Annotated in this window: 11 protein-coding genes; 9 read left to right on the top strand and 2 right to left on the bottom strand. The window is 63.2% G+C overall.

What is annotated here, in order from left to right:
- Positions 1-244 precede the first annotated feature (244 nt).
- The 4 genes from ACSQ3E_RS23190 to ACSQ3E_RS23175 all read left to right on the top strand — a co-directional run bounded on the left by ACSQ3E_RS23190 (position 245) and on the right by ACSQ3E_RS23175 (position 14,443).
- Positions 245-12,721, top strand: coding sequence for a hypothetical protein (locus ACSQ3E_RS23190; protein ID WP_436124466.1), 12,477 nt, complete (start codon positions 245-247; stop codon positions 12,719-12,721).
- Between the two features lie 150 nt (positions 12,722-12,871).
- Positions 12,872-13,390 (top strand): phage tail protein, encoded by a 519-nt coding sequence (locus tag ACSQ3E_RS23185; RefSeq protein ID WP_310324385.1) that lies wholly within the window; start codon positions 12,872-12,874, stop codon positions 13,388-13,390.
- 12 nt (positions 13,391-13,402) lie between these two features.
- The gene (locus tag ACSQ3E_RS23180) at positions 13,403-13,906 is read left to right on the top strand and encodes a phage tail protein (protein WP_310324382.1); all 504 of its coding nucleotides are present in this window, start codon (positions 13,403-13,405) and stop codon (positions 13,904-13,906) included.
- A 9-nt stretch (positions 13,907-13,915) separates the two neighbouring features.
- Positions 13,916-14,443 (top strand): phage tail protein, encoded by a 528-nt coding sequence (locus ACSQ3E_RS23175; protein ID WP_436124465.1) that lies wholly within the window; start codon positions 13,916-13,918, stop codon positions 14,441-14,443.
- Here the strand turns inward: ACSQ3E_RS23175 and ACSQ3E_RS23170 are convergent.
- The gene (locus ACSQ3E_RS23170; RefSeq protein WP_310324377.1) at positions 14,391-14,819 is read right to left on the bottom strand and encodes a hypothetical protein; all 429 of its coding nucleotides are present in this window, start codon (positions 14,817-14,819) and stop codon (positions 14,391-14,393) included. The two genes, ACSQ3E_RS23175 and ACSQ3E_RS23170, sit on opposite strands and share 53 nt — an antisense overlap.
- Between ACSQ3E_RS23170 and ACSQ3E_RS23165 the strand changes: the two genes are divergently transcribed.
- Positions 14,812-15,966, top strand: a complete 1,155-nt coding sequence (locus ACSQ3E_RS23165; RefSeq protein ID WP_310324375.1) for a hypothetical protein — start codon at positions 14,812-14,814, stop codon at positions 15,964-15,966. The two genes, ACSQ3E_RS23170 and ACSQ3E_RS23165, sit on opposite strands and share 8 nt — an antisense overlap.
- A 50-nt stretch (positions 15,967-16,016) precedes the next feature.
- Positions 16,017-16,523: a GNAT family N-acetyltransferase gene (locus ACSQ3E_RS23160; RefSeq protein ID WP_310324374.1), complete on the top strand. Its 507-nt coding sequence runs from the start codon at positions 16,017-16,019 to the stop codon at positions 16,521-16,523.
- Between the two features lie 5 nt (positions 16,524-16,528).
- Here the strand turns inward: ACSQ3E_RS23160 and ACSQ3E_RS23155 are convergent, their stop codons facing one another.
- Positions 16,529-16,804: a DUF6916 family protein gene (locus tag ACSQ3E_RS23155; RefSeq protein WP_310324372.1), complete on the bottom strand. Its 276-nt coding sequence runs from the start codon at positions 16,802-16,804 to the stop codon at positions 16,529-16,531.
- 166 nt (positions 16,805-16,970) lie between these two features.
- Here ACSQ3E_RS23155 and ACSQ3E_RS23150 point away from each other — a divergent pair, with 166 nt between their 5' ends.
- The 3 genes from ACSQ3E_RS23150 to ACSQ3E_RS23140 all read left to right on the top strand — a co-directional run bounded on the left by ACSQ3E_RS23150 (position 16,971) and on the right by ACSQ3E_RS23140 (position 18,482).
- Positions 16,971-17,768, top strand: a complete 798-nt coding sequence (locus ACSQ3E_RS23150) for a SapC family protein (RefSeq protein WP_310324370.1) — start codon at positions 16,971-16,973, stop codon at positions 17,766-17,768.
- 66 nt (positions 17,769-17,834) lie between these two features.
- Positions 17,835-18,260 (top strand): DUF883 family protein, encoded by a 426-nt coding sequence (locus ACSQ3E_RS23145; protein ID WP_436124464.1) that lies wholly within the window; start codon positions 17,835-17,837, stop codon positions 18,258-18,260.
- A gap of 54 nt (positions 18,261-18,314) precedes the next feature.
- Positions 18,315-18,482 carry a Thivi_2564 family membrane protein gene (locus ACSQ3E_RS23140; RefSeq protein WP_310324363.1) on the top strand — a complete coding sequence of 56 codons (168 nt, stop codon included), beginning with the start codon at positions 18,315-18,317 and terminating at the stop codon, positions 18,480-18,482.
- The last annotated feature ends 16 nt before the right edge of the window (positions 18,483-18,498 follow it).

The following is an 18,498-nucleotide window of genomic DNA, read 5'->3' as shown; positions in this document are numbered from 1 at the left end:
AGTGGCGGAAAATCCTCTTGCAAGGCGCACGCATTGGTAGACCTATCAGCAAAATCAAGAACGCCCCCCTTGGACTGGATCTTTAATGCACTCGCGTTTGCTGCCCAACAACGCAATGCATACCGATGTGGTAGCCGCTCCGGTGAGCGGCCCGCAAGTTTCGGCCGAGTATAGACTGACGCGTCGTGCCAGAAGTCTTTTACGGACATCGGCCCTGTCGACGATCGCCTTTGCACTCTCGGGCATGGCGGCCTTTGCCGAGGAAGGCGGGCTGTGGCAGTCGCAGGTGCGCGCCATCGTCGGCGCCAACAATGATGGCGCCACTGCTGCTCTGGAAGGTTTCGTTCCGCTCAAGCAGACGGCCGAATCGGTACTGTTCCTCGATGTCAGGGCCAAGCACGACTTCGAGGACGGCTTTGGCCAGGATTTTGGCATCGGCATACGCCGGATCGTCAATCCGGACCTGATGTTGGGCGGCTATGCCTACATCAACACCCAGAGACAGGACGGGCATCAGTTCACCGGCGCCACGCTGGGCCTCGAAGCGATCACGACGAATTTCGACGCGCATGTGAACGTCTTCCTGCCGATCAGCGGAGACCGGGCCGAACAGTCGACCAACTCCAGCCTGTCTATGGTCGGCAACCAGCTGCTCGAGCAGATATCGGTCATCGACCGGCGCAATTACGCCGCCTGGGGCATTGAGGGCGAGATTGGCGCACAGGTGCCGGTCGCGCTGCCCGAGAACCATGCGCTGCGGCTCTCCATCGGCGCCTACCATTTTGGCGACCCCGACGGCGATGACGACAGCATCACCGGTGGCAAGGCCGGCTTTGAATATCAGATCGGCGATGTCTTTGGCAGCGGCTCGTCCCTTGCCTTCGCTGGTGAGGTGCGCAACGACAACCGCGACGACACCCAGTTCGCCGGCAGTGTTCGGCTGACGATCCCGTTCAATCGGGGTGGCGAGGCCCAGGGCGACGCCGAAGGCCCGGAACCGGTCTATGCCGTCAGCGAAGGCTTGCGCAAGCGGGTCAACGAGCGCGTGCGCGGCGACATCGGTGTCCGCATCGAGGGCAATGAAAAGCTCGTCAGCTCGTCGACGCGGGTGGCGATCAATGCCGTGACCGGCACGGCGTTCGGCAAGTTCTTCTTCGCCGATGGCGCCAACACACTCGGTCTCGGCACGTTGGGCGACCCAACGACCCTGGACGACGCGGTCACCAATGCGGGTGCCAACGGCTTCGTCGTGGCACTCGGCGGCAGCGGCAACCTGCTGACGGCGGGCGTGACATTGGCCAATGGCCAGACCGTCATCGGCGGCGGAGAGAGCGTGACGGCCCAGCTGTTTGGCGGCGGCACCGGCAGCTACAATCTCGGCGGCAGCAACGGCACCATCGCGGGCACCAATCCGGCCAACAACGTCATTACGCTCGGCAACGGCAACACGCTGAGGGGCATCACGATTACAGGCGGTGCCGACGGCATCTTCGGCAACAACGTCAACGGTGCCACGCTGACCAGCGTGACCGTCAGCGGCGCTGGCGGCCATGGCGCCAGCTTCACCGGCACTTCGACCGGCATCAAGGGCTCCAATTTCACCTCGACCGGCAACGGCCTCGACGGCCTGCACATCGTCGGCAATGGCACCTACAACTTCACCGGCACGACCCTGCTGCAGGACAATGGCGACGACGGCCTGGATATTGCCGGCCAGGGTACCTACACCTTCGCCATTCTGAACGCGCAAGACAATACGGATGCCGGCATCTACGTCGCCGGCACCTCTGTTTCGGGCAGCTTCGCCACCACGGGCGGTACCGTTTCGGGCAATGGCGGCATCGCCGTCTTCATCGATCCGATCACGGCCAACGTGACGTTGAATTCGATCAGTCACAGTGGCGGCACGTCGGGTGTGGTGCTCGACAACCTCGCCGGCAGCTTCACCGTCACCGGCCAGACCACAATCTCGAACACCTCGGGCCCGGCGATCGACATCGTCAATTCGCCGGCGTCGATCCGCTTCGGCGACATCAACATCACCAATCCGGGCGGCGACGGCATTTCGTTTGCCGGCGTCAACGCCACTGTCGTCGCCGGCAACATCGTCATTTCAGGCTTGGGAGTTGGCACTGGCCTCGACTTCTCCGGCAGCAGGACGAACTTCACCGCCCAGTCGGTCAACATCACCGGAACCGGCGCCGGCTCGATCGGCATCGATCTCGCCCAGACCGTCGGCGGCTCGACGATCGTCATTAGCAATGGCGGCGTGATTGCCAATGTAGGCACCGGCGTCCGCCTCGGCATCTCCGGCTCGCTGGTCAATTCGGCAAATGCCCAGTTCACATTCGGCGGCGGTTCGATCTCGGGCGTCACGGCGTCGCTCGACGCACGCGGCCTGAACCAGACGCTCGGAACCTACGCCTTCGGATCCACGTCCCTTGTTGGCCCGCAGCTCTTCGACGCCCAGAACCTGATCTTTGTCGGCGCGTCGGCCACCGGATCGGGAACGGGTTCGTCGCTGCTGGATCTCGCCTCGATCGCCACCGCCGACGCCAACACCGATGGCACCGCGATCTTCGTGCTGGTCAACCGCGGCACCGACATCGACGACACCGACGGTTTCTCGCTCAGTGCGGGCCAGACGCTGGCGTCGTTCGGCAACGGCCGACAGTTTTCGCTCGGCGGCGTGCCGATCAACGTGACCGGCACGAATGTCCAGCACAGCACGACGATATCAGACGCCGGCGGCGCCGCGACGCTGACCAACACCGGCATCGGCGAAACCGTCATCCTTGCCGACAACACGTCGCTGCTCAACTTCAACCTGTCCAATGACGGCGGCGGCAGCGGCGTCTTCGGCAGTGGCGTCAGCAATGTCACGCTGACGGGTCTGACTGTTTCGGGTGCCGACCTCAACGGCGTGCTCTTTGCTGGGACCAACAGCGTTTCTGGCAGTAACCTGACGTCGTCCAACAATGGCGGCACCGGCCTCGCCATCGTGGGCGGTGGTACCTACGCTTTTACGGGGACGACCGCACTCACCGACAACGGTGGCAGCGGCCTGGCGATCAGCAGCGGCACCGGTTCCTACAGCTTCGACACGCTCAATGTGACCGGCAATGGCGGCAACGGCGTTAGTGCTTCGGGAACATCGGCCGGTGAACTTTCGATCGCCAACGGAACGATTTCCGGCAATGGCTTGACGGGCTTTTTGGCGAGCGGCATCGGGCTAGACGTCACCCTGGCCAGCCTGAGCCAGACCGGCGGCTCGACCGGAATTAGCCTCGCCGGGGTTTCCGGCGACTTTACCGTTTCCGGTACGACGACAATATCCAACACCGCCTTCAACGGCATCGTAATCAGTGGCAGCTCGGCAACGGTCGGCTTTGCCGCAGTCACGATCAGCAACGCCGGCACCGGCATGTTGCTTGATGGCAATTCGGGCTCGATCAGCTTCGGCGATGTGGCGATCAGCCAGCCCGGTGCCAATGGCATCGACGTCCAAGGCGTCAACGGCACGATAAGCTTCCAGAACATCGACATCACCAACCTGTCCCTTACTGGCAGGGGGCTCGACCTTTCGGGCAGCAGCTCGACCTTCACGGCGACGACGCTGGACATCACCGGAACCGGCGGCACCTCGACCGGCATCGACCTCTCCGGCACGACTGGCGGCTCGGTGACGATCGGCAGCGGCGTCATTTCGGGTGTCGGTACCGGCGTCCAGATGGGCGCCAACGGCACGCTGCCCTCGAGCGCGAACACCACCTTCTCGTTCGGCGGCGGCTCGATCACCGGATCTGTCGCCTCGCTCGACATGCGCGGTCTTCTGGCCGGCAGCGGCACCTATGCCTTCGGCGCCACAGCACTGGTCGGGCCGCAGCTGTTCGACACGGCCAATCTCATCTTCGTCGGATCCGGCAACACGGGCGCCGGCGACGGTTCGAGTGTTGGCAACCTGATCAATGCTGCCGCGGCTGATGATCTGACCACCGACGCCAACACGATCTTCGTCCTCGTCAAGTCGTCGGCCGTCGATGTCATCGACACCGACACGGACGGCTTCACGCTTTCCAACGGCCAGTCGGTGGTGTCCTTCGCCAATGGCGCGTCAGTCGATCTGGGCGCGCCGCCCGCCAATGTCACCGGCGCCAATGTCGTCACCGGTGCGACCCAGGCGGATCCGTTCTCCCATGGCGGGGCGACGCTCAACAATGCCGCCGGCAGCGCCATCAACCTCGCCAATGGCAACCTCATCCAGAACCTGACTGTCAGCAATGGCGGCTCGGGAGCGGCCATCGACGGGACCAGCATTTCGGGCCTCAACGTTGCCGGTGTGACAATCGCCAGCGCTGTCACGGGTATCGACCTGACTAGCGCGGCCGGTGCGATCGGCATCAACAACCTAGTCATCCAGTCCGCGCAGACCGGCATCCTGCTGGCGAACAGCGCTGCAACGGTCACTTTCACCGGCACGAGCACAGTCGGCGGCGTCACGGGCACGGCTCTGTCGTTCAGCAACTACAGTGGCAGTGCCACATTCGCCGATTTCAACATCATCGGCGCGGCCACGGGCATCAACATCGCCGGCGGCTCCACCGGCACGTTGAACTTCGATGCGGCGAGTTCGATCGCCAACACGTCGGGAATTGCGTTCAACATCGACACCGCCACGCCCAACCTGACCTACAACGGCACCATCAACCAGACCAGCGCGGCCACGGCTGTCCGCATCAATGCGATGACTGGCGGCAGCGCAACTTTCGGTGGTGCGATCACCGCCAGCACCGGCATAGCCAATGCCATCGACCTCACCAACAATGCCGGCGGCACGATCAATTTCGCTGGCGTGCTTGACCTTACCACCGACGGCGGTTTCGGTTTCAGGGCCATCAATGGCGGCACGGTGTCGGTCACGGCGGCCGGCAACACCATCGGCACCGGCGCGGGTGCGACCGAGCGTGGCATCCAGCTTGGCGGCGCCAGCGGCCTGACGATCGGCGCTGCGGGCATCAATTTCGCCAGCGTGACCGTCGATGGTTCTGGTGGCTTTGTTCCGACGGGTATCCTCATCGAGAACACTAGCGGCGGCAATGTCACCTTTGGTGCCGTCAACATCAGCCGCGCCGATGGCGACGCCATCCGGCTGACAAATGTCCAGAGCGGCACCTACACCTTTGGCGGCACGACAACCCTCGCAACCGTCGGCGGCACCGGCCCGGGCTTCGCCGTCCAGGGCAGTGCCGCCACCATCAACGTCACCAACCTGGTCACGTCAAATGTCGCAGGCGCCGACGTCAGCCTGACCAACAACACCGGCACGATCTCGATCGGAGGCACGATCACCAACGGCGGCTCTGGCGATGGTGTCGTGGTTTCGGGCGGCAGTGCCGCAATCACCGTCAGTGCCACGATCTCGAGCTCGGCCGTCCTGGGCGGCAATGCCGTCAAGATCGACGGCATCACAGGCGGTTCGGTTGCTTTCACCAGCCCCGTCACCTCGACCAGCTTCGGCAATCTTCTGGCCGTCGGCACGACGACGGTGCCCACTGGCGGCACGATCAGCTTCAGTGGTTCGGAGCTGACTGCGAGCAGTGGCGGAACCGTGACAATTGCCGGGCTCGGCGCCGGCGCGACCTTCAACGCCACCGCGCCCCTGTCGATCACCAACACGACCGGAACCGGTCTGTCGGTGACCAATGTCGCCGGTAATGCGACTTTCGGCGCCGTCACCGTCAGCGACGCCGCGACCGGCATCGGACTTGCAAACAACACCGGCACCGTTGCCTTCGGCGCCACCAGTGTGACCAATGTCAATCTCGGCCAGACCGGCGTCAGCGTTTCCGGAACCAATGCGGGTACGGTGTCCTTCGCCAGCCTCGGCATCGCGATGACCGGCAATGGCGCGACCGGCATCAGCTTCGCCAATGCGGTGATGAACGGCACCTTCACCGCCACCGACTTCGACCTGACCAGCGACAGCTCCCTCGGCACGACCGCGGTGGATCTGTCCAGCACCACCGGTACCGGCTCGATCCAGCTCGGCGACGCGGGCGCACCCGGCAACACCACGGCTGCCACCATCGGCGGCAGCGGAAACGGCCCGGCCGTCGGCTTCCAGTTCACCAGCACGACGGCCGTCAACTTCATCTATGGCGATGGCGAGGGAACGGTCGACAAGCCGTCGACCGTCAAGGCCGTCGACATCATGGCCTCGACCGGCGCCTTCCCCGTTGCTGGAACCTACAATTTCAAGGACGTCGATGGGGCCAATGGCGGCTTTGTCGGCGATATCTCGGAGGCGCAAGGGCCGACGGTCTATTATGTCGACCAGAATGGTACCGGCAACGGCACCGCGGCAAATCCGGGTTCCATCGAGGGCGCAGAAGCGTCCGGCGCCGACGTCATCGTCTTCATCGACACGTCGGTAAACGGCACCAGCGACTTCATCGACATGATGCAGGCGCAGCAGGTCGGGTTGGGCAACAACACCTTCAACCTCGCCAACGGCCAGGTGCTGATCGGGCTCAAGGCAGGCGAATCCATTGACACCGCACCACTCGGCGCGGTCGGCGGCGGCCTGGGCAATGCGTTCTCCTTCAGCGGCATCAGCTCGTCGACGATCATCGACGCGCCTGCTGGCATCGACACCGTGCTGCCGACGCTGTCCACCGCCAATGGCAACACGATCAGCTTCGCCGGCAAGGCCAGCATCGACAACGTCATCATCGCCAACACCTTTGCATCCGGCATCGGCATCCAGGGTGCCGATATCACCAAGCTGATCCTCAGCCGCGCCACTATATCGGGCGGCGGCGGTGGAGCGCTGTCGCTGACAGACGGTGTGGCCAATGGCGAGATCGCGCTGTCGGACCTGATCCTGTCGGCAACCGGCGGCAACATTGGCGCGGTTGATGGCTCCGTGGGCGCGGGCGTGCTGAAGGTCAGCGCCTTCTCCGATATCACGCTGCTTGGCAACAATGGCGAAGTCGGCGGCTTCATTCTTGGGGGCGTGGTCTTCGACGCCAACGCGGCGACCGCCGGCATCGACCAGGTCGACGGCGGCGCCTTCATCGCGGGCACCGCGGCTAACCGCGTCGGCGGCTTCGGACTCCTCCTGGACGACACGATCTCCGGCAACCTGAAGTTCGACACGACGAACATTGCCGTCCAGCAGGCATCGAACGTCATCTTCCTCGGCAATGTCGCGCTCGGCATCTATGCCAACCCCATCGACGGCTCTGGAAGCATCCTGGACTTCGGCGCCGCGACGATCGACGTCGCGGGCAGCGGAACGGCCGGCAGCTTCTTCAACGGTGCGTATCTCCTGGTCAACAGCACCAACAAGATCGGCTTCTCCAGTGCGACCAGCTTCACCGGCACGAACGGCGTCGGCGGCATCTCCGCCAACAGGGCGGCAGCCACTGGCGGCGAGCTGTTCTTCGCCAGCGCCAGCAACACGTTCAACGTCAATGGTCCGGCGCTCGATGTCTCGAATGTCGCGCTGACCAATGGCGCCGGCGGCTCGGCGCAGTTCGGCACCATCAATGTGACCGGCGGCCAGAACGGCATCAAGCTGCTCAACTTGATTGCCTCGCCGACGATCCAGTTCAACGGCCCGGTCACCATTGCCAACACCACGGTCAACGCTATCCAGCTCGACAACGTCGCCAATGGCGTTTCGGTGACGTTCGCCGGCGCTGTCGGCATCACCAATGCCAGCCAGGGTGGCGTCAAGTGGCAGCGCACCGCCGGCAGTACCGACACGCTGACCTTCGCCGGCGGCCTCGACATCCAGAACAATGGCGGGGTCGGCTTCAATGCCGCCTACGGCAATGTCGTGTTGTCGGGTGCTGCGACCAGGAGCATCGCCACGACGAACGGGCGCGGGCTGGTCGTCAACGGCGCCAACTTCAGCAACGGCGCTGCCGGCGCGGCCGAGTTCAACAATGTCAGCGCCAGCGGCTATCTCAGCGGCGGTGGCATCGACATCAATGCCGGCTCCGGCGCCGTCCGTTTCGCCGGAACCGTCAACCTGTCGCCGGATGCAGCTACGGTCGGAACCGCGTTCGGCATCAGCATCGGCGGCGGCACGACCGGCACCTACACATTCGCCGGCACGACCACCATCACCGGCGGCAACGACGACAACGGCGTCTACATCAGGAACACGGGCGCAAGCCTGACCGTCGACTTCACCGGTCCACTGAACGTCACCACCGGCATGAATGCCGTCGATCTCAACGATACGACCGGCAACCTTGCCTTCTCGATCCAGCATGCGTCGAGTAGCCTGACCACTACGACCGTGGCGGGCACCGCGTTCCTGGCGGTTGGCGGCAACGGCACGATCGGTAGCGCCGCTTCCATCTCCAGTGTCGGCCTCGGTGCGTCGATCACTGGCCGCTCCGGCGGCACCGTCACCCTGTCGGGCAACATCACCCAGGCGCTTCGTGGTGTCGAGGTCAATGGCGGCACTGGCGGCAGCGTCGTCTTCTCCGGCACGCAGAAGACCCTCAACACGGGCACCACCAATGCAGTGCGCGTGTTCTCGCCGACATCGGTCAGCTTCATCAATGGCGGCCTCGAGATCGACACGACGACGGGCACCGGCATCAGCATCAACGGCACCGGCGGTACAGCCAGTGTCACCGTCTCCGGCGCCGGCAACACTGTTAACACCGGATCCGGCACGGGCGTCGCCATCACCGGCGGCGTCGGTGCCGTCGCCGTGGACATCAATGCGGCGGTCACCTCTACAACTGGCCTCGCCGCCAATGTCCAGGGCGTTACCTCGGGCACTGTCACGCTGTCGGGCAATCTGAACGCGGCCGGCATCGTCGTGAACGCCAATACCGGCGGCACCATCGACTTCTCGGGCGCGACGAAGACCCTGAGTTCCGGCGCAGCGACAGCGGTGAACTTGACCAACAACACTGGCGCAACGGTCAATTTCAGCAATGGCGGCCTGGCGATCACTACCACCAGCGGCACCGGCTTCAACGCCAGCGGCGGCGGTGTTGTCAGCGTCGGTACCGGCGGCAATACCAATACGATCGTGACGACGACCGGTACGGCGCTGAGCCTCAATGGTGTGTCCGTCGGGGCCGCAGGCTTGAATTTCGCGACCGTTTCGACAAACGGCGCTGCCACCGGCATTTCTCTGACCGACGTTGGGGCCAGCGGCGGCGGCACTATCGCGCTTGGAGCTATCAACTTGCAGGGCATCACGTCGCGCGGCGTCGATGTTTCCGGCACGCTGGGTGCCGTCCTGTCCTTCAACGATCTCGACATCGGCCTTAACAGCAGTTCGGCCGTTGCCTTCGACCTCGCTGGCGCGACAATCAATGCCGCTGTCACGGCCAATGATTTCGACGTCACCAATTCGGCGGCTGCCGGCACGTCGATCGGCGTCGATCTTCGCGGCGCCACCGGCGGCCAGACCGTTCGCCTGGGTGTTCCGGTTGCGGGCGGCAGCAGCTCGAGCATCGTTGGCGTCAACACCGGAATCTACCTCAGCAGCACGACCAACCTCGCCTTCACCTATGGTGACGGCGAGTCGGCCACCGACCAACTGTCGACGATCTCTGCCACTATCGCGATCGACGCCAGCAGCGCGCCGGTGGCCGGCAGCTACAATTTCCAGGACGTCAATTTCCAGGCCAGCCCCGGACTTGGCTTCGGCATCGGCAAGGTCTATTTCGTCGACAGCGACGGCGCCACCGGCGGCGGCAATGGTTCGGGCACCGACGGTGCCAATCCGATGACGCTGGCTGCAGCCGAGGCGCTCGCGACCGTCAACGACATCATCGTGCTGATCAACAACGGCAACGTCATCACGGCAGCCGGCACCAACACCGACAACACGCTCAATCTGGCCGCCGGCACGCAGGTGCGCGGCTTCGGCAATGGCGCGATCAACCTTGCGATGACCGTGCCCAGCACCATCCAGCTCGCCAGCAACTCGATCTCCATCGCAGCGATCGGCAGCGGTGGTGCGACGCTGACCAGCAGCGCCGGCAGCAATGTCATCACGCTTGGCGCCAGCGGCAACATCATCGACGGTTTCATCCTCGACGGCAGCCCGGCGGGTGCGGCGCGCGGCATCAAGGACAATGGTGGAGGTGCTTCCGGGACGTCAGTCACCAATATGACGATCAGGAACTTCCTGACCGCCGGCATCGAAATCACGCCGTCCGCCAGCACGACGATCGACAACGTCATCTTCTCGGGCAATGGCTCCGACGCGATCCTGAATGCGTCCAACACCACCATCAGCAACGTCACCAGCGCCGGCGCGACCGGCATCGCCTTCGACATCCGCAATGCCAGCGGCACGACGACGCTGAGCAACATCTCGATTATCGGAGCCGTTGGCGGCGGCATCTCCTTCGGCGGCGCGTCCGGCCCGGCCGGCACGATCACCGGTACCAATGTCGACATCGGCGGCGCCAACGCGATTGCTGTTACCGGCGGCAACGCGGCGATCAGCTTCGACGCCGCGAGCTCGATCGCCAACACCTCGGGCACCGCGGTCACGATTGCCAACCGCACCGGCGGCAGCTTCAGCTTCTCCGGCTCGGTCGTGGCCAACGGCGCGGCCAGCGGCATCAGCGTTTCGGGGGCGACAGCGGCGAGCTCGGTCAGCTTCACCGGCACTGTCGATCTCGGCACGACGACCGCCATGACCGGAACTGCCGTTTCCATCAACAACAACGGTCAGGCCTCGACAATCAGCTTCGCCAATCTGGACATCGTCAGCAGCGGCACGACCGGCTTCTCGGTCAGCAATGGCGGCACGGTCAACGTCACCACCGGCACGATCAATGCCACCTCGGCGCAGGCGCTCCTGCTCAACGGCGTTGCCGCCACCGCCACCTTCACCTCGGTCAACTCGACCGGCGGGACCAACAATGTCGCCCTGACCAGCGTCACCGGCACGGTCAACCTGGGGTCGGGCGCACTGTCCGGCGCGTCCGGCGCGGCGTTCCTGGTCAGCGGCGGATCGGCCAACGTCAATTATGCCGGCACCATCGCCAAGACGACGGCCGGCAATGTGGTCAGCATCGCCAGTCGCACCGGCGGCACGCTGACCCTGTCCGGTAACCTCAGCGCGACGGGCGGTGTGGCCAATGGCATCTCGGTCAGTAGCAACAGCGGCGGCGCGATCAATTTCTCGGGCTCGACCAAGACCCTGACGACGGGCGCAAACACGGCAGTCAGCCTCGCCAGCAACACCGGCACCAACATCAATTTCACCGGTGGCGGGTTGGCCATCTCCACCACGTCAGGCGCCGGTTTCAGCGCGACGGGCGGCGGCACGGTCAGCGTCCAGGGCTCGAACAACACGATCGTTTCGACGACCGGCACGGCGCTCACCGTCACCAGCACGACAATCGGCGCAAACGACATGACCTTCCGCAGCATTTCGTCCAATGGTGCCGCCAACGGTATCGTGCTCAACACCACCGGTGCTCTTGGCGGCCTGACGGTGACCGGCGACGGCAGCAGCAGCAACAACGGCTCGGGCGGTACCATCCAGAATTCGACCGGGGACGGCATCAGCCTGAACAACACCGCGCAGGCGCGGCTCGCCCGGATGAACATCACCAACAACCTTGGCAGCGGCATCGGTGGTTCCACGATCAACGGGCTTTTGATCGAGCGGTTTAATATCAGCGGCAATGGCAACGACGCGTCGACCGACGAATCCGGCATCAACATCTACGAACTGACCGGTACCCCATTTGGTGGTGCGAACGAGACTGGAATCATCGACTCGGTGATCAGCAACAACCACGAGTTCGAAATCCAGATCACCAACACTGCTGGCACGCTCAGCGATTTCCGGTTGACCAACAACACGATCAGCAGCAACGGCCCGGTCGGCGGAGCCCATGGCAATCTCGTCAATTTCCTGGGCCTGGGCACGGCCAACATGACGCTGAATGCGAGTGGCGGCAGCTACACCGGCGCCGCGCCGGATACGGCAACGGGCCTGCATATCGACCATTCGGGCACCGGTGGGTTGATGACGGCCAACGTCAATGGCGGCACGTTCACCAACAACAACGTCGCCGTGACGGTGTCGTCGGCAAATGGCGGCAATCTCGACTTCGACATCAATGGCGTCACCGCCACCGGCAATCGTGCACATGGCCTCAATCTTTTCGTCGCGGCGTCGAGCACGGGAACAGTCACGGGAACGTTCCGCAACAACATCATCGGCACGGCGGGTGTCACAGGATCGGGTGCCGATCTCGGCTTTGGTATCCGTGTCCAGAACGAGGGCAGCGCCACAACTGCAAATGCGGTGACTGTGCTGATCGAAAACAACACCATCCGCGAACTCGCCAATTTTGCGGCAATCAATGTCAACCAGGGCATAGCTGCCCAGGCGTTTACCCGCACCCAGAACGTCACGGTCCGGAACAACATTATTTCCGATGTCGACAACAGCCGCGGCATCATCATCCAGCAGAACAACACCACAGCCCCGGGCATCATGAACGCGACCATTCATGGCAACTCTTTTGCCAATGTCGCAGGCAACGTCGGCGATGGCACCGAGATTAGGCTTCGTCAGCTGGCAGGCGGAACGTTCAATCTGGTTCAGCTCAGCGCGGCCGATCTCGCTACGGTGAACGGGCTCACCCTGGCGGATCTCAGCATCGGAGGGACGATCACCTACGGGGCGGCTCCACCGCCGCTGCCTTGAGCGGTGTCCATCCTGCGCAACCGCTCCAGGAGCGCGCGTGAAGAGTTTCGTAAATTGAACTGAAATATTACTTCATAAGTTGATAGGTGATTTGTTTTAGTAGACAGTTCTAATTCTTGATTCTAGGTTGTAATGGGTTGAGGGGCGATCATGGCGGAACCATTTCTATCGGAAATTCGCATCATGTCCTTTGGATTTGCGCCCAGGGGATGGGCGCTGTGCAATGGACAACTTCTTCCTATCAATCAAAACCAGGGCTTGTTTTCGCTGCTAGGCACAACGTTCGGCGGCGACGGCCGGGTGAATTTCGCCCTGCCGGATTATCGCGGCCGCCTGCCGGTCCATGTCGGCTCTAACCATACGCTGGGTGAACGTGGTGGCGAGCCGGCTCATACGCTGTCGATCTCCGAAATACCCACACACACCCATGTTCTCAGTGGCTCCAGTTCGCCTGGTGACGCCGTCAATCCACGGCCGCAGAACACCAGCGGCACGGTGTTTGCCAAGGATCCTGGCAACACCTACTCGGCGAGCGCGCAGAGTTTGGTGGCCTTGAAAGCCGGCAGCATCAGCAATATCGGCGGCAGCCAGGCGCATCTCAACATGCAGCCGTTCCTGACGCTTAGCTTCTGTATCGCCCTTCAGGGCATCTTCCCTTCGCCGACCTGAGGAGGCAAAGCCATGGCACAGCCCTATGTTGGCGAGGTTCGCATGTTTGCCGGCAATTTCGCGCCCGCCGGATGGATGTTCTGCGAGGGCCAGTTGTTGCCGATCTCCGAGAATGAGACGTTGTTCAACCTGATCGGCACCACCTATGGCGGTGACGGTCAAAGCACTTTCGCCCTGCCTGACCTGCGGGGCCGGGTACCGCTGCATCAGGGTAATGGATTTATCCTGGCAGAGACCGGTGGCGCCGAGGAGATCACGCTGACCATCGGCCAGATTCCCGCGCACTCCCATCCCTTGCTCGGCTCGACTGTCAATGGTGCCCAGCCGGCACCCGAGGGTAACGTCCTGGCCAGCTCGACCGTGATCACGCCCTACGCTCCGGAGACAGTGACTGTGGCGATGGCGCAAGCGTCGGTAGGATCGGTCGGTGGCAGCCAGCCGCACACCAACTTCCAGCCCTATCTCTGCATCAGTTTCATCATCTCGCTTTTCGGGATTTTCCCGTCGCCGACCTGAGAGGAAGCAATGGCCGACCCCTTCGTCGCCGAAATCCGTATCTTTCCCTTCAACTTCGCGCCCAGGGGGTGGGCGTGGTGCGACGGCCAGCTGTTGCCGCTGTCGCAGAACACCGCCCTGTTCTCGCTGCTTGGCACGACCTATGGCGGCAATGGCAAGTCCAATTTCGCCCTGCCCGATCTGCAGGGACGAACGCCGATGCACCCCGGCCAGGGACCGGGGCTATCGCTGCACGATCTCGGCGAAACAGGCGGGGAAGAGACGGTGACCCTGCTCGAATCCGAGATCCCAACGCATGCGCATGCTTTGATGGCGACAAACGAAGATGGCACGCAAGGCTCACTGACGGCGGACATCACCGTGGCCAATTCGGTTGGCGGCAAGCTTTACCAGTCCAATTTTTCAGCCAATCTGACAAGCATGAATGCCAATGCTCTCGCGCCTGCCGGTGGCGACGCGCCGCACAATAATCTGCAACCTTACCTCACCTGCTATTTCTGCATCGCGCTGCAGGGCGTCTTCCCGCCCAGAGGCTAATGAATTCCGAGCCACGCAGGACCAACATCATGGCCAAGAAAGCAGCTCCAAAGTCGACGGCGCGTGACAGTGCCGGCAAGAACGCAACCGCCAAGAAGCCTGGTGCAGCCAAGGCGCCAACGACAAAGGCAACGTCGACGCCGGTAGCGAAGAAAGCGGCGGCCAAGACATCACCCGCATCGAAGGCGAAAGCCGCTGCCGTGTTGGCCACGAAGAAAGCAGCCGTGAGCAAGGCGTCAGCATCGACAGCGAAAGCAGCAACCACACCCAAACCAAGCAAAGTTCCGGCAGTGCGCGCGAAAAGGTCGAGCGCCCCGTCCCTGCGCCACTTGCCGCCGGGCGTGAAGTTTTTCGAGCTGTCACGGTTGATGGTCATCGCTATCGATGGCAACAGCCAACTCGTGCAGAAGGCGCAGAGCGGTCCCAATGGCCCCTGGGCCAAGGCATGGTCGCCGGTCGCGCCGGGCACCTACGCCATCATGGCGACAGGCTTGACGCGCGATGGCCGGGTCGCCGTGGTGGCGCAGCCCTCCGGCGGGCCGCAACTCGTCTTCATCACCGAGGACGCCAATCAGGTCGGCCCGATCGAGAAATGGAACCCGCCGGTCAATATCGGCGCTGTGCCGGGTGCATCGGGCTATCAGAGCATGTCGATGGCGCGGGATGCCGACGGCCTGATCGAGATCTTTGTCGTCACCGCCAATGGCCAGATCTGGTGGATACGCGAGAACCCGCCCAAGCTGGTCGACAAGAAGGTCACCGTCACGCCGCCCGGCACCGACACGCCGATCACCGTCACCGTGCAGGAGCTGGCGCCGCCGGACAAGCTGTGGAGCGACTGGCAGCAGATACCCGGCAGCGTCGTCGCCATATCGGCCAAGCGCCAGGGCGATGGCCGCATCGTCCTGTTCGGCATCAATTCGGGCCTCAATCTCTACCGCTGCCAGCAATCGGTGGCGCGCACGACCGCCGTCGGCCAGTGGACGCCCTGGGTGATGATGAACACGCCGACGACAGGCACGTTTGTCGCCATGGCGCCGGTTCTGGGCCCCGGCGGCGGGCTCAATTTCTTCGGCCTGACCAGCAATGGCCAGGTGGTCCACACCAGGCAGCAGCCGGCGGGATCGGACAGCTGGACGCCATGGGCGACACCGGGCTTCTCGCGCACGCCCATCTACACGCTCGCCAGCGGCATCCAGGGCGACAACGACATCGTCCTTGTCGGCAGCGACCGCAGTTTCGTCCATCAGTTCAATGCGCAGAACAGCGCGCGCACCCAGAACTGGACCGGTTGGCGCGATTTTTCCAATTCCGACAGCAATGTCGAGTTCAAGCTCGACTACAACGCGGATGGCCGGCTGATGCTGTTCAGCCACGCGACAAGGTCCCCGGCCGGCGGCGGCCTGTGGGCGAAGCGCCAGACCGGGCTCGACAGCACGGAATGGGATCTCGACTGGGATCAACTGGCCGATGGTGGCATCCGCCGCTTCTCGGTCGTGCGCGACCTGACGCCGCCGGTCTGATGACGGCAACGTTGAAGAGCGAGGCCGGGCTCGTCTCGAAAGGAAGTCTGTTGTCCTGGCGTCGCTCGCGTGAGGCCAGGCTGCGTTTCCAGCCGACCTGCGATCAAGACCTGCCGTTCCTGTCAGCGCTTTATGCATCGACGCGATGGCAGGAGCTTGAGCCGACGGGATGGTCGATGGACCAGAAACAATCGTTCCTGGCGCAGCAGTTTGCCGCCCAACACCATCACTACGTCGAGCATTACCTCGGTGCCGAGCGGCTCGTCATCCATAACGCGGGCGGGTCAATCGGTCGACTCTATCTCGCGCGCTGGCAGGACGAACACCGCATCGTCGACATCGCCTTCGTGCCCGAGGCCTGCGGCCGGGGCTATGGCACGGCCGTGCTGGGCGATGCGCTCGACGACGCTTTTGCAGCGGGCAAGCGCGCCTCGATCCATGTCGAAAAGAACAACCCGGCAAGGCGGCTTTATCTCAGGCTGGGTTTCACCGTCGTCGAAGACAAGGGCGTCTACGACCTGATGGCGGCGTTCCCGCCGGGCCAGTCGCCATCATGACGACGTCAGTTGAACACGGCTTCGTAGAAGACATCAGTCGCGTCGGCCGACACCGGCACGATGAAGATGTCATCGGCGAAATCTTTGCCGACAAAACGATACGTCGCCTGTTGCAGGGCCGCCTCGCGCGGCCCTTTGAACTGCAGCGAAAAGCCGCCGCCCGGACGTCCGCTCGAGGACAGCGGACGCACCGCGTTCAGTTCGAGCTGCACCTGCTTGGCGCCGGCGTCGACGGTGAAGGTCTTTCCCACAGAGCGTTCAAAGTCCGAAGCCGAGATCATCTGGTCCGCCCTGTCGTGTACAATCCGCGATGCACCCAATCTTGCTGCTTGCCAGTGTCCTGTCCATAGCCCCAGTACAGTTTCACGACGTCGCCAACTCATGAAGAACATATCAAGACGATCGCACTGTCGCCATGAGATCCGAGCCGCCAGAAGGACTTGAACGATGACTGACCCGACGACCGAAACGAAAGCCGGTGAAGGTGCCGCGGCCGCCGGCTTGCCACTGTTCTATTCCAGGCCCGAGGCGCTCAACCCGGCACGGCACGGTTCGCTTGGCCTGGCGGCACGCAGCGATTTTTCCTTCGCGCGCCAGGCGCACGCTATTCCGGTGGTGGCATCCGAAATGCCGGCGGCGATGCGCTCCTATCCGATCGTCTTCATCGGGCCTGCCAAGGCGCCTGTCGTCATCACCGGGCTGCGCCAGAACGAGAACCTGTTCGTCGAGGCAAGCGGCAAGTGGCTCGAGCCGCATTACATTCCGGCCTATGTCCGCCGCTATCCCTTCATCCTCGCCGACGACTCCGGAACGGGCACCGGCCGGCTGACCCTGTGCGTCGACCGTGCCAGCGAGCGCGTCACCGAGGTATCCTCCAGCGCCGGCAAGGTCGCGCCGTTCTTCAATGCGGCGGAAGCCAGCGAGGCAAGCAAGCAGGCGCTCGCCTTCTGCAACCAGTTCCAGATCGATTTCAATGCCACCCGCGCGATGGTGGAAAAGATCGACGCCCACGGCCTGTTTGCGCCGCGCCAGAGCACGGTCACGCTCGAAGGCGGCGAAGTGCTCAACGTCACCGATTTCCAGGTCATCGACGAGCCGGCCTTCAACAAGCTCTCCGACGAAGCTTTCCTCGACCTGCGCAGGTCGGGTGCGCTCGGGCTGGTCTATTGCCACCTCGCGTCGAGCAACAGCTGGACCTCGCTCGTCTACCAGGCCTCGCTGCGGCGGCTGGTCACTGCCGCCTGATTTTTCGCGACGAAGCTGGGAGAGCCGTTGTGCGGCTCTCTTTTGGAGGGGCGTCGGGGCGACCCGTTGCGGTCGACCGACCACGGAACAAATTCCTGTCTGCACCGTTGCCATCTGGTTGCAGAAGGAAAAATCATGGCTGACACCCCCAAGACCGAAGCCCCTGGTATCGACGGCATCCAAAAGTCGGTCGAAAAGCAGATCTCCGAGCTGCGCAAGGAGATCGCCAAAATCAACAAATCCCTTGCCGAACGGAGTGCAGAGCTTGCCTCCGAAGCACGCTACACGGCGAATGACGCCATCGAAGAGGCGTCGACTCGGGCGTCGCGAGCGGCACAGCAGCTTCGTACACAGGCCCAGTCGGTCTCCGAGGCCGCCCGAGAGAATCCGGCCGCAACCGGTGTCGTGGTCGGCCTGGCGGGTCTGGTCGGATTGATGATCGGCTTTGCCATTGCAAAAGGCTCAAGCGACCAGCGTGGCGGTTGGTATTGATCGGCACTGCGCGTCCAGACCGGGCGCCCATTCAACGTTTCCTAGGAGAACCACATGGCCTCATCTGTGCTCATCAGTATTCTGATCACATTCCTGGTAATCGTGCTCGTACTTTATCTGGTGCAGCGACTGCCGATCGACGCAAAGATGCGACAGATTGCGCAGATAATCGTGATTATCATCGGCATCATATCGCTGCTCAAATACCTGGCAGTTTTTTAGCCGTGCTGTGCACGGC

The organism is Aminobacter sp. LjRoot7, from assembly GCF_964252895.1.
Classification (GTDB): domain Bacteria; phylum Pseudomonadota; class Alphaproteobacteria; order Rhizobiales; family Rhizobiaceae; genus Aminobacter; species Aminobacter aminovorans_B.
Note: the sequence above shows the minus strand (reverse complement) of the source record. Positions and strands in the feature narration are given on the sequence as shown.

Excerpts from the sequence above, each read along its gene's own strand:
- ACSQ3E_RS23155 (WP_310324372.1), bottom strand. The coding sequence starts at position 16,804 with ATGATCTCGGCTTCGGACTTTGAACGCTCTGTGGGAAAGACCTTCACC.
- ACSQ3E_RS23190 (WP_436124466.1), top strand. The coding sequence starts at position 245 with ATGGCGGCCTTTGCCGAGGAAGGCGGGCTGTGGCAGTCGCAGGTGCGC.
- ACSQ3E_RS23175 (WP_436124465.1), top strand. The coding sequence starts at position 13,916 with ATGGCCGACCCCTTCGTCGCCGAAATCCGTATCTTTCCCTTCAACTTC.
- ACSQ3E_RS23165 (WP_310324375.1), top strand. The coding sequence starts at position 14,812 with ATGGTCATCGCTATCGATGGCAACAGCCAACTCGTGCAGAAGGCGCAG.
- ACSQ3E_RS23170 (WP_310324377.1), bottom strand. The coding sequence starts at position 14,819 with ATGACCATCAACCGTGACAGCTCGAAAAACTTCACGCCCGGCGGCAAG.
- ACSQ3E_RS23185 (WP_310324385.1), top strand. The coding sequence starts at position 12,872 with ATGGCGGAACCATTTCTATCGGAAATTCGCATCATGTCCTTTGGATTT.
- ACSQ3E_RS23180 (WP_310324382.1), top strand. The coding sequence starts at position 13,403 with ATGGCACAGCCCTATGTTGGCGAGGTTCGCATGTTTGCCGGCAATTTC.
- ACSQ3E_RS23150 (WP_310324370.1), top strand. The coding sequence starts at position 16,971 with ATGACTGACCCGACGACCGAAACGAAAGCCGGTGAAGGTGCCGCGGCC.
- ACSQ3E_RS23140 (WP_310324363.1), top strand. The coding sequence starts at position 18,315 with ATGGCCTCATCTGTGCTCATCAGTATTCTGATCACATTCCTGGTAATC.